General features: G+C 70.4%; 6 protein-coding genes and 1 pseudogene. 3 read left to right on the top strand and 4 right to left on the bottom strand.

Annotated features, from left to right (window positions below; translation table 11 throughout):
- The first annotated feature begins 14 nt into the window (after window positions 1-14).
- Entirely contained in the window at window positions 15-746 is a 732-nt protein-coding gene (locus ACH4ZX_RS27235) for a type 1 glutamine amidotransferase domain-containing protein (protein WP_398278174.1), read from the top strand.
- 698 nt (window positions 747-1444) lie between these two features.
- On the opposite strand, the pseudogene ACH4ZX_RS27230 reads toward ACH4ZX_RS27235, so the two are convergent.
- Window positions 1445-1573: pseudogene (locus ACH4ZX_RS27230) on the bottom strand (class I SAM-dependent methyltransferase); the annotation flags it as partial.
- Between the two features lie 1019 nt (window positions 1574-2592).
- Here ACH4ZX_RS27230 and ACH4ZX_RS27225 point away from each other — a divergent pair.
- Window positions 2593-4200 carry a hypothetical protein gene (locus ACH4ZX_RS27225; RefSeq protein ID WP_398277941.1) on the top strand — a complete coding sequence of 536 codons (1608 nt, stop codon included), beginning with the start codon at window positions 2593-2595 and terminating at the stop codon, window positions 4198-4200.
- Between the two features lie 94 nt (window positions 4201-4294).
- Window positions 4295-4795: a hypothetical protein gene (locus ACH4ZX_RS27220; RefSeq protein WP_398277938.1), complete on the top strand. Its 501-nt coding sequence runs from the start codon at window positions 4295-4297 to the stop codon at window positions 4793-4795.
- 1322 nt (window positions 4796-6117) lie between these two features.
- Here the strand turns inward: ACH4ZX_RS27220 and ligA are convergent.
- The 3 genes from ligA to ACH4ZX_RS27205 form a co-directional block, all read right to left on the bottom strand.
- Window positions 6118-8205, bottom strand: coding sequence for an NAD-dependent DNA ligase LigA (gene ligA, locus ACH4ZX_RS27215; RefSeq protein ID WP_398277935.1), 2088 nt, complete (start codon window positions 8203-8205; stop codon window positions 6118-6120).
- Between the two features lie 318 nt (window positions 8206-8523).
- Window positions 8524-10713, bottom strand: coding sequence for a pyridoxal phosphate-dependent decarboxylase family protein (locus ACH4ZX_RS27210; RefSeq protein ID WP_398277932.1), 2190 nt, complete (start codon window positions 10711-10713; stop codon window positions 8524-8526).
- Between the two features lie 43 nt (window positions 10714-10756).
- Window positions 10757-12250, bottom strand: coding sequence for a M20/M25/M40 family metallo-hydrolase (locus ACH4ZX_RS27205; protein ID WP_398277929.1), 1494 nt, complete (start codon window positions 12248-12250; stop codon window positions 10757-10759).
- Window positions 12251-12439 lie beyond the last annotated feature (189 nt).

Below are 12439 nucleotides of genomic sequence, written 5' to 3'. Positions count from 1 at the left end.
ACAGGAACGCCGAGATGATCGAGGTGCTGTTCGTCATTTCCGCGGCCGACGGCTGGACGCTGAGTGACGGCACGATCCATCCCACCGGCTACTGGGCCGAGGAGGTGGCCGTGCCGCACAGGATCTTCACCGACGCCGGCTGGCGGATCACGATCGCCACCCCCGGAGGCAAGGCCCCCACCCTGGACCGGCTCAGCGTGGGTGTCACCGCCGGAACACCCGGCAAGCGCCGAGCAGTTCAGCGGTACCTGGACGTGATCAGCCACCGGATGAACCACCCCGTCGCCCTGGAGGAGGTCGACCCCGACCGTTTCGACCTGGTGTTCTACCCCGGCGGTCACGGCCCCATGGAGGACTTGGCCCACGACGAGGTCTCCGGCGAGCTGATCACCCGTAGGCTGACCTTCGGCAGGCCGCTCGCGCTGCTCTGCCATGCTCCGGCGGCCGCTCTCGCGGCGAAGACGGAGGACGGCGCCTGGCCGTTCGCCGGCTACCGGATGACCGGCCTGTCCAACCGGGAGGAACGACTCAACCGTTTCGCGCGCAAGGCCCCGTGGCTGCTCGAGGACCGGCTGAGGCAGCGCGGCGCCCGGTACTCCAAGGCACGCCTGCCGTTGCGCCCGCACATAGTGGTCGACCGGAGCCTGTACACCGGCCAGAACCCGGCCTCCTCCGAAAAGCTGGCCCACCGCCTCGTGGCCGACCTCGGCCGGTCCGTACCTCCGCCCACGGGCATCACTCCATGACCGGCTGCAGCACCGCGGAGGGGGCAGGATCCGGACCCGGGTCGCCGTCGCTCCGCCCCAAGAGACCCTGCTGTCGTGCCCTCACCGCCGACGGGCCCGTGGTGAGGCTTCAGTGCTGTGCACCCTGCGCTTCCCGGAGCCGGTGACGACCTGGGTGTCCTGAGGCCGGGCGGCGGACTCCTGAGTGTTCCGCGGCCTGTCGGCGAGCTTGAGCCAGACCGCTCCGACGATGATGACGCCCAGCCACAGGGCCTGGACCGGAGTTGCGCCCGGCGCAAGCGGCTGCGCCGGGCGACCACCACCCGCAAGGGCAAGGCGAAGGCTGCCGCCGGGCTCCACACCGAGGGTGTGGCGAGTCCCGAGCTGGTCAGCGGTCGCACTCCGCGAGCACGGCGGCTCATACCTGCGGGAGGCCCGGAGGGTGTGCCACCGGTGAGGGGCCCGTCGAAGGCGTCGCCGTTGCTCACCGAGCCCCGCACGTCGAACTGCGTGCCGTCCATTGCCAGAGGCGCAGGCCGCACCACCGGGCGCCGGCGTCTTCCGGCCCGTCGGCGGTCCGGCCACTTGCCGGAACACCGTCTCCAGCATCGCATCACCGAGCCGGACGCGTGTCCGGCACAGCGACGAGCGGTTGACCCGGCGAAGTGGATGAAGGATGCGGTGACCAGGTCGTAGCGGGGCCTTTCGCCGGGCTGCCAGTGGCGGATGTCCGCCTGCCGCCAGGTGATGCGGCCGGTCAGGTGGGCGGGGGTGTGCCCGGCGGCCCGGTGGAGGGCCTCGGAGGAGAAGTCGACGCCGGTGACCTGCCAGCCTGCCCGACCAGCCAGATGGCGTCCGTGCCCTCACCGCATCCCACCTCCAGCGCCGTCCCGGGAGCGAGGGGCGAGACCTCCTCGACGAGCGCGGAGTTGGGCTCGCCGCTCCACACCTGGCCGGTGCGGTAGCGCCGGTCCCGGAAGCCGGCACATGAGTTCGGCGGATGCCTCGGCGAGGAATCCGTCCGTGCCCGCGCTCGCGGGTCGCCGCCACCGTGCAGTCGGGGCGGGATCTCCTGCACGGAAGGGCCCCGCACAGCGCCGAGCACGCCGCAGCCGAGACATGCGCGGACTACGACGTCGCGGAACGCGTCGCAAGTCCCCGCCCCGCCTCCGGCACGACGCCGGGCTTCCCCGGCATGCCCGGACCCAGGGAACCAGCCTTGACTCATCAGGGAGAATCCGAATGGTGACCACGACAAACAATTGAGCTTTGATTAACGCTTCTTGGACGAGCATTTTCTCGAACTTGGTCGGCATAAGCGGAGTGTTGTGCAGAGAACGGAACCGGGGAGGCATGCGGAGTGCCCCCGCCCCGTCGTCCGACATGTCCTCCAACCGGCCCTGAGCTGCGCTAATTTGACGGGCAGCCAGAACCAACAGCGGCTATCCAACGCCATAACCACACCTTCGGGCCGGCGGTCCTCTCTTTCCTGTGTAAAGGCTATGCGCTTCCGTTGACCTGGACCCGTCAAGTCTGCTTTGCTTCTCCGCGTCAGACAGGTCATCACCAATTCGGCCAGCGAAAAATGGCAGTGTGAACCCGTTCTCACTGTCTCTTTATTCGTCCGGTCCAGGACGTGAGTTCCTTCGCGGATCGCAACGCCGTGCGTGAGTTCCCCAAATGCCGGGCACCGCCCCGTGCAGTCGCCCGGCGCCGCTCGGAGCCCTGCTCCTGCTCCGGTACGAAACCGGCGTCAACCGACGGCCGGAGCCGGTCCAACGGGTGATGGCCTCGTCGAACACCCCATGCAGCTCACCCCCGCCGCACCGACGGCGGAGGTTCGTGCCAAGAAAGGATCCCATCACCCATGGGTCATCCCCACACCCGCGGCGCAGTCCGAGCAACCCTGACCGGTCTCGCGTCGCTCTCCCTCCTCACCGGTGCGGTAGTCGCCTCCATCCCTCAGGCGGCAGCAGCCACCCAGGCCGCGACCCACTCGGCGAGACCCAATCCCTACAGCCCGGCCTACCAGCACCCGTACCGGCACGGTGTCATACCGACCATCCAGCGGAACGCGAAGATGAAGTCCTGGGCGGCCAACCAGCCGGCCGCCACCGCGGCGACCGGGTCGCAGACGCTCTCCTACGGCGGTGGCGTCGACGGCATCGGCGTCCAGAGCGGTCACTCCAAGGTCTACCTGGTCTTCTACGGCTCGCAGTGGGGCACGCAGAGCACCAACAGCAGCGGCGACGCCACGTTCTCCGGCGACCCCGACGGCGCGGCCCCCGTCGCCCAGGAGATGTTCAAGGACATCGGCACCGGCAACGAGCGGTGGTCCGCAGATCTCACCCAGTGGTGTGACGGGCCGAACGTGTCCGCGGGCGCCACCAGTTGCCCGTCCAACGCGGACTTCATCCCGTACCAGAGCGGCGGCGTGCTGTCCGGAGTGTGGTACGACAACTCGGCGGCCTCGCCCAGCGCCGCGACCGGGCACCAGCTCGGCGCCGAAGCCGTCAAGGCCGCCGGCCACTTCGGCAACACAACCGCCGCGTCCAACCGGGACGCCTACTACGTCATCCTCTCGCCGCACAACACCAACCCGGACAACTACCAGGGCCAGTACTGCGCCTGGCACGACTACAACGGCGACAGCACGCTCTCCGGCGGTCCCGTGTCCTCCTCCTACGGGGACATCGCGTTCAGCAACCAGCCGTACAACATGGACTCCGGTTCCGGCTGCGGTGTCGGCTTCGTCAACTCGCCCGGCACGCTGGACGGCTGGACGATGACGCTCGGCCACGAGTGGCAGGAGATGATGTCCGACCAGAACCCGGCAGGCGGCTGGACCAACCACACCGGCAGCTCGTACGACGGCCAGGAGAACGCCGACGAATGCGCCTGGATCTCGCCCGGCAGCACGGGCGGGGCGGCCAACGTCACGATGGGCACCGGCACCTTCGCCGAGCAGGCCAGTTGGTCCAACGACACCAACAACTGCGCCATCACCCACGCGATCGTCGGCGGCAGCGGTGGCGGCACCGGCAGCCTCACCAACGGCACCTTCGAGACCGGCAGCCTGTCCGGCTGGACCACCAGTGGCACCGCCTCCGCCACCACCTCGGCGGCGCACAGCGGCAGCTACGGCGCGACGGTGGGCTCCACCGGTCCGACGAACACCTCCTCGGTCTCCCAGTCCTTCACCGCTCCGTCCGGCACCAGCAAGATCTCCTTCTGGTACAACGTCACCTGCCCGGACACGGTGACCTACGACTGGGCGACGGCCACCCTCCAGGACACCACGGCGGGCACCACCACGACGCTGCTGGGCAAGACCTGCACCCAGGGCGCGGGCTGGAAACAGGTCTCCGGCACGGTGACCGCGGGCCACACCTACACGCTCACCCTCACCAACAAGGACGACAACTACGCGGGTGACGCGACCTACACCTACTACGACGACGTGACGGTGTCCTGACCTGTCACGCCGTACGGTGGGGGCGAGCCGAGGGCTCGCCCCCACCCCCGCGTAGGGGCGCCCACGCGGGGCGGCATCCACCGGAGGAAGACCCGTGTTCCCGTCAGTCATCCGCTCGTGCCCCGCCCGGCGCGTGCTGCATGCCGGGATCGCCGCGCTGGCCGCAGCGACCCTGACAGGCACCCTGGGCGGCTGTTCGTCCGGCTCCGCCGGGTCGCCGCCTCCCGCGCCGTCGCCGTCTTCCGCGTCGGCCGGGCCGTCCGGATCCGTCACCCCGTCGGTCGTCCTCGACGAACGGCAGCGCGGAAGGACGGTCCGGGCGACCGTCGGCACGCTCATCGTGGTGCGCCTGCACAGCGCCTACTGGTCCACCCCCACCAGCTCGAGCCCGCGGGTGCTCGCCCCCGTCGGCGGCGGAACCACAACCACCGGCACCTGCCCGCCCGGCCGCGGCTGTGGAATCTCCTCCGCCCGGTTCACCGTCCTCGGGCCCGGCACCGCTCACGTCACCGCCCGACGCCATGCGTGCGGCGAGGCCATGCGATGCCCGCCGGGCCAAGGCCGCTACGACGTCACTGTGGCAGTCACGCGATAGCGCGGGCAATCACCGGGCGCCCCACCGCACCCGTACCGCGGGAATCGTCTTCCGCCGGGGCACAGCCACCTCGGAGGGGGAGCCGTTCCTCCAGCCCCGTACAGCCTTTCCCCACGGGCAGCGGGTAGTTGGGCTCGCCATTCACACGTGCCGGCTACTCACCGTTGCCGGCTCTGCTGGTCGGTGAGGTGCTGGGCGGAGTCGCGGACGGGCCTGGCCGAGTGCTCGCCGCCGGATGAGCCCCGCCGCCTCTCTTGGCTGGTCGACGCCCGCCGATCTGTCCGGCGACGCCGGTTGCGTGGTCACCGTGGACCGGGTCGCGGACACCTTGCCGGCCGCCACCGGCACCATGCAGACGTCGACGAAGTTCACCACCACCGTCGACGCCGACGGCTTCGTCGGGTTGCAGGCGCTCGGTGTGGGTCATGATCCAGCGCAGCGCCCGACGAGGTTCGGTCAGTGCCGGCGGTGGAGGTGTGGTCACCGTGCCCTCCCGCAGCAGACGGGCGTAGCGGCTGACCATCGTCCGTTCGCCGTGCCGCTCACGGATGGTCGCGACGATGCGACGGGGTCGGCCGCGGACGTCGAGGAAGCCGTCCGGCATCTGAGGCGGTTCTGGCTCGTCGAAGGCAGCGGCGGCCTTGTGAGCGGAGCGAAGACAGTTGCAGTGGGCGGCGACCGTCTTCTCGACGGCCTTCGCCAGGTTGGGTCCTCGAGCACCGTCACCCGAGTCGTCCGGCAAGCCTGGCTCCGGGTCTGCCGGCCAGGACTCCGGCGATGCGGTTCAACCGGCCCCTCAGCACCGGGGTGTACCGGGCGTGAGGGCCGGTCAGCCCCGGTACCTGCTCCGCGAACGTCACCGCCGGGCAGTCGGCAACCAGGCACTTGAAGCGCCGTACGAGCAGCACGATCATCACCGGAACACCGCCCGACGGAGCGTCCGTGCCGAACGGGATCTCCGTAGCCGGGCGGCCTGCGTCTCGTCCCGCGATCCTTGTCCGGCTCACCCGCACGGTCGGTACGTCACACAGGGCTGCGAGCCGCCGTCAGCGCGCAAAAGCCCCGGCTGGACGGGGGAGACCAGCCGGGGCCGTAAGGCGGTGGCGTGCGGAGGGCGGTCGCCTCTCGGCGGAGGGCGGTCGCCTCTCGGCGGAGGGCTCCATGGGGCTTCAGCCGGACGATCGTCCCCATGGGCTATGGGCGGGGCCCGGGGACACTGTCCCCTCCGCGAGCCACGTGCAGGTGAACGGTCAACCGTCTCGGGTTGTTCCCGCACAGCCCGGACTGCCGGTGTGAGCTGAGGAACAGGCCTTGAGGAAGGCTTACTTGAGGTAGTCGGCGACCAGGGCGGCGAAGGCGTCCGGGGTGGCCAGGCGGATACCGAGATCTTCGGCCTTGGCTCGCTTGGACCCCGCGCCGTCTCCGGCGACGACGAGGGTGGTCTTCTTGGAGACGCTGGAGGAGGCGCGGCCGCCGGCTTGTTCGATGAGTTCGTTCATCTGGTTGCGGCTGAGTTTCTCCAGGGGGCCGGTCATCGCGCCGGTGACGACCACGGTCATCCCGGCCAGTGGTCCGCCCGCACGCTCGGTGTCCTCGTCGTGGCCGCCGGTGTCGCCGTCGGACGGGGCGGGTGGGGTGGCGCCAGGTTCGGTCATGTTCACCCCGGCGGCGGCGAGTTTGTCGATGAGCGGGGCGAGTTCGGCCAGCTCGGCGACGATCGAGGGGGCCTTCTCGGTGCCGATGCCCTCGACCTGCCGCATCGCTTCCGCGTCCGCGGCGCGGATGTCGTCCATGGTGGCGAAGTGCCTCGCGATTCGGCGGGACATGGAGCGGCCGGTGCCGCGGACCCCGAGCGCGCACAGCACCCGCGACAGCGGCCGGTCCTTGGCCGCGGCGATGGCGGCGAGGAGGTTGTCGGTGCTGGTCGCACCCATCCGCTCCAGGCCCATCAACTGTTCGCGGGTGAGGGTGAACAGGCCGGCGAGATCGGCGACGAGGCCGGCCTCGACGAGCTGGACGATCCGGGTGCGGCCGAGGCCTTCGATGTCGAGCTGGTCGCGGCCGGCTGCGTAGGACAGGGCGGCCACCAGGTGGCAGTTGCGGCCGTTCTCGCAGCGCCAGCGCTGCTCGCCGGTGTCGATGCCGGCCCCGCAGCGCGGGCACGCCTCGGGGAAGGCGATGGGCTGTTCGTCGCCGGTGCGCAGGTGGGCGACGGGGGCTTCGATACGGGGGATGACGTCGCCGGCCCGGTGGACCATGACGTGGTCGCCCAGACGCAGGTCGCGGCGGGTGATGTCGGCCGGGTTGTGGAGGGTGGCATAGGTGATGGTGGCGCCGTCGATCTCGACCGGTTCCAGGACGGCGCGCGGGGCGATGATGCCGGTGCGTCCGACGTTCCACTCGACCTCGAGCAGCCGGGTGATCTTCTCGACGGCCGGCAGCTTGTAGGCGATCGCCCAGCGCGGAGCGCGCGAGCCCGAACCTGCCGCCTGCTGGTCGGCGGCCAGGTCGGCCTTGACGACGATCCCGTCGATCCCGAACGGCAGCTCGGCCCGCAGGGCGGCGATCTCCTGCACCCGGGCCAGCACCTGCTCGACGGTGCCGGCGGTGATGCCGGGCACCGCGGTGGCGGCGGTGGTGTTCACCCCGTATGCGGCAGCCTGGACCATGAGGTCGCTGTGTGCGAGTTCGCCCAGCCGCGCGGTGAGTGCCGTCTCGGTGTCGGGCAGGGGCAGCAGGCCGTAGCCGAAGAACGTCATCGCCACCGTGTAGGCGCGCTCCTTGGCGCGCAGGGTGCCCGCCGCGGCGCCGCGCGGGTTGGCGAACGGCTGTCCGCCGTGCGCGGTGCGCACCTCGTTGGCGTGCTCGAACTGAGCGTTCGTCATGAGGACTTCACCGCGGACTTCCACGGTGACCGGCTCGGCGAGTTGGTCCGGCAGGCCCTCTATGGTGCCGATCGCGTGCGAGACGTCCTCGCCGGCCGTCCCGTCCCCCCGTGTGATCAGCTGTCTCAGGCGGCCGTCGGCGTAACGGGCGGCGACCGCGAGCCCGTCCAGCTTCGGCTCGACGCTGAACCGCTCGACCTCGTGGCCGATACGGCGGGCCAGGGACGCGGTCCAGGCGGTGAACTCCTGCGGCGAGAACACGTTGTCCAGACTCAGCATCGCCACCGTGTGCGGGACATCGCCCTCCACGGCGCCGCCGGCGACCTTCCCCGTCGGAGAGCCGGGCAGCACCTGATCAGGATGCTCTGCCTCCCACGCGGCGATGCCGCGCACCAGCCGGTCGTAGCCGTCATCGTCCAAGGCCGACGTTCCGCCCGCGTAGTAGGCGGCCGACGCCTTCACCGCGTCCTCGACCGCCTGCGCGTAGGCGGCGGCATCCACGATCACTGCAACTGGTGTGGTCATGCCCGTCATCCTGCCTGCCCCCACTGACAACGCTCCCGATGCCTGGTTCAGCCACTGACGGCCGAGCCCGACCCGATCGGGCGATATGTCACACAAGGCAGGTGCAGGGCCTCGTCGGCACTTGGCACGCCCACGCGGCCTGCAGGAGGACTCCCGTACCGGTCGGCCGGCGCTTCCCCTCACCCCCGCCGGCGGGCGGGTTGGCGCAGTCCCTGCCTGCACGGAGGACGCGTCCGTGGCGCGTCCCCAGGCAATGATCGCCGCGGGTGGCCGGAGCCGCCGGGGGTGGCCGGCGGCTCCGGTTCGACGGCATGGGGGTCAGAGAACCCGCTGCATGTCGTCGACGCACTGCACGACCGTCTTGCGCAGGGCGTCGATGAGATGGGGGATGAAGTCGCCCGTGGCGGTGTCCGTCATCCAGGGGTCCATGGTGGTGGAGATCAGGTACTTGACCGGCAAATCCCGGTCGGCGGCGTCAGCGCGGGTGGGGACGCCGAGCCTGGTGCGGAGGTCGTCGACGAAGGGCCTGCCGTAGACGGCGGGGTCGAACTCGGAACCGGTGAGGATGAGGGGCGGCATCTCGTCCGGCAGCGGGATCCGGGGTTCGACGGCGCTCGGCAGGATGCTGAGCCGCTGGTTGATGCGGTGGTTGAGCTCGTTGGCCACCGCCAGTTCGGTGTTGGGCCTGCCGTCGACGACGGGGTTGAAGGCGTAACCGATGATGACCTGGTCCGAGCCGAGTTCGCTCAGCAGCTCCATGGCCTGCGGGTCCTGGAGCAGTTCCTCGTTGCTCCTGGGCACGATGTGGTCGCGGACGTAGGCGATCTGCCGTTCGACGTCCTGCGGACCGGCCTGGGCGCGTTCGGCGGGCAGGCGCTGGACGGTGGTGACGGTGAAGGGGTCGTCGGGGCGGGCCATGGTGCGGACGGCGGCGTAGAGGCGCTTGCTGTTGAACAGCGCCTGGCCGAGGATGCGTCCGTAGCCTGCGGCGTCGTTGCTGATGACCCGGTGGCTGAGGTAGACGCCGGTCGCCGCCGCGCCGGGTTTGGAGCCCTCGATGCCGAAGAAGCCGACGCTGGCGTCGAACCCGCCCTGGTCGAGGTAGGCGGCGCCGAGTGCGACCTGGTCCCGTTGCCGCTTGTCGCGGTAGCACAGGCCCCCGGCCGGATACGGGATGTAGCCGGCCTTGTGGGGGTCGATGCTGATGGAGTCGGCTCCGTGCAGCGCGTCGTACTGCTCGTTGACGTAGTCGCTCATGGCCAGGTCCGGGGTGATCCGTGGCCTGGTGTAGCCGGCGGGCGCGAGCCGGGGCGGCCGCTTGACGGCGGCGAAGTAGCCGCCCCAGGCCGCGTCGGCGTGGACCGGGTAGCACAGGCCCTTCTTCGTGTACTCCTCGCGCAGCTCGAGGATGGCGGCCAGCGGGTCGACGGCGCTGAGCTCGGTGCTGCCCATCACGGCGACGTCCAGCAGCACCGGCCGACGGTTGCGCAGGCAGTCGTCCAGCAGCTCGCGGCGCGCCTGCGTGGTGGCCCGTGCGTCGAGGTCCACGTCGACGGTCCGCACGTTGCCGCGGCCGATGCCGAGCACGGCGGCCGCCTTGGGCCAGGAGTAGTGCATGGTGGCCGGCGCCAGGATCACCCCGGGCGCGACCTCGTCTTTCAGATAGGCGCGGAAGGTGTCGTAGCCGAGCTGCTGGATCGTGTGCTTGTTGACCAGGGCCAGCTGGGCGTCGGTGAGGTGGTAGGCGACGCGCATCCTGGCGGGCAGGTCCAGCACGGTCTGCGGCGGCAGGTTGACCAGCTGCCAGGGGGTGAGGTCGAGGAGCCGGTGCTCGCTGCCGTCGGGCAGGAGCACGGTCAGGTTCCGGGCGACGGCGAGGTCGGACTCCCGGCGGATCGCCTCGGCGATGGCCACGGGATGGTAGGTGAGGTTGCGGGCCGACCACGCGGCTTCGAGGTTGGCCACGGTGCCGTCGCAGGTGATGTGTCCCCAGGAACCCTCGTCCGGGTAGCCCAGCAGCCGGCACAGGTCCTGGCCGACCGCCTTCTCCAGCAGCGTGGTGACCGGTGACGCCTCGGCGGCCACGTTGTTGGGATTGCTCAGCATGGCGGCGAAGTAGCCGACGATGCCGGGGATGGTCAGGTCCCAGTTCATGTGCCCCTGGAGGCGGTAGCTGTAGGCCGGGACCGAGCCGCGCAGGGACTTCAGCAGGGTGTCGAACTCGGCGCGCAGGTGCTTGACGTCGTGCTCGTAGGCGTCCGTCGCCTTCATCTCGTCGGTGACGTAGGCGGGGTCGTCCGGGTAGAGCTCCCGGCGGTCGGCGGCGTGCGAGCGCACCGCCTCCAGCAGCAGGTCCTCCAGCAGCCACTGGTTCTCGGCCTTGGGGCCGAGGAACCAAGCGGCCAGGGTCGAGGTGCCGGAGGCGTCGAGGAGGTCGAAGTCGGACTGGTAGCGTTCCAGGGCTTCGGCGTAGCGCAAGCGGGGGGTCGTGGTGCTCTGATCGGTCATGATGCGGCTCCTGGCGGGATCGGTGGGCGCAACTGGTGGGCGGTCAGGAGTACGACGAGGTGGCCACCGGCACGCGGGTGTCGTCGGTGCCGCTTCCGACCGGTGTCCCCAGCGCGCCGAGCAGGTGCAGCAGGTAGCTCTGGGCGAGCGTCATGTGCTCCAGCTCGTCCAGGCTGACGCTTTCGTGCAGGGCGTGGATGAGGCACTGCGGCTCCTCGCAGCCGAGCACCAGCACCGCCGCCTCGGGGTTGTTCGCCTGCAGGAGGCTGACCAGCGGGATGGAAGCGCCCTGCCCGGCGGACTGCGTCGTCTTGCCGGGGTACGCCTTCTCCAGGGCCTCCCTGGCGACCTGGAAGTTCGGCACGTCCGTCTTGGCCGTGAACCCCCGGCCGAGGTCGGCGTCGCACGAGATGTCCACCCGTGCCCGCCAGGGGTTCACATCGACGCGCTCCAGGAACTCCCGCAGCCGCTGCGCGGCGTTCTTCGGGTCCTCCCTGGGCGCGATCCGCATGCCGATCCGGGCCGTGACCGTGTCGATCAGCTGGTTGACCGGCTTGTCGTGCGGCGGGAGCTTGGAGGTCAGACCGACCACGTTGATCGACGGCTTGGTGTACAGCCGGCTGCCGAGCGAGCCGGTGCCGATCAGCCTGGTCTCCTTCAACACCCCGGCGTCGGCGCGGAATTCCTCCTCGGCCGGCTGGACTCCGTCCCACACGTCGGTCACCAGACCGGGGACGGCGACGTTGCCGTCGTTGTCGTGCAGGCGGGCCAGCATGCGCGCGAGCACCATGAAGGCGTCCGGCGCCGGGCCGCCGAACATGCCGCTGTGCTTGGTGCCGTGCTCCAGCGTGGTGACCGTGACGTTCATCGCGACGAAGCCGCGCAGCGAGGTGGTGAGGGTGGGCTCGCCCAGCCGGTGGTTCCCGCCGTCCGCAATGACGATCACATCCGCCTTGAACTTCTCGGGGTGGGCCTGGATGTACGCCTCCAGCGACCCCCGCCCGGACTCCTCCTCGCCCTCCAGCACCACCGTCAGGTTCACCGGAGGCTTGCCGTCGAAGGCCCGCAGCGTGCCGACGTGCATCATCACGCCCGACTTGTCATCGGCCGCGCCGCGCCCCTTCAGCCGGTTGGTGTCCGGGTCCTTCTCCGGCTTGAACGCCTCCTCCCACTGGGTCTCGTCGGTGGGCACCACGTCGTAGTGCGCGTACAGCAGCACCGTGGGCGCCTTGGCCCCCGTGTCCGGGCGCCGGTAGCTGCCGTACACCAGTGGCGCGTCCTTGGTCACCTCCCCGTCCGGGGCCGCCGTGCCGTCCGTCGCGCTGCTGATGTCCAGCAGTCCGACCTTGGTCAGGCCCGCGCCCGCCAGCAGCTTCGCCGCGCGGCCGGCGGCTTCCTGTACGTCCGTCATGTGGTCCGGTTCGTAGACCGACCGGACACCCACCAGGTCCATCAGGTCGGCGGTGAGCCCGCCCATCAAGCCCTTGACCTTCTCGGGCAATCCCTGCCCGTCGCTGCCTGCCACGGTCGAGCCCATGACCCGCTCCTCTGACTCCGCCGGAAACGACGCACCGGTATGCATCGCGCGAGCCATGGATAGATCACGGACCATGTGCCACGGGCCAGCGACATGCATGCGGTCAGACAAATCACTCGACGGCAGCAACCGGGGGTGCGGGGGAGTGTCCGATCAACGGGCCTGTGTTCCGCAGCCGGTCGTGACGCT

It is taken from the genome of Streptomyces sp. NPDC020490 (assembly GCF_044335305.1).
Classification (GTDB): domain Bacteria; phylum Actinomycetota; class Actinomycetes; order Streptomycetales; family Streptomycetaceae; genus Streptomyces.
Note: the sequence above shows the minus strand (reverse complement) of the source record. Positions and strands in the feature narration are given on the sequence as shown.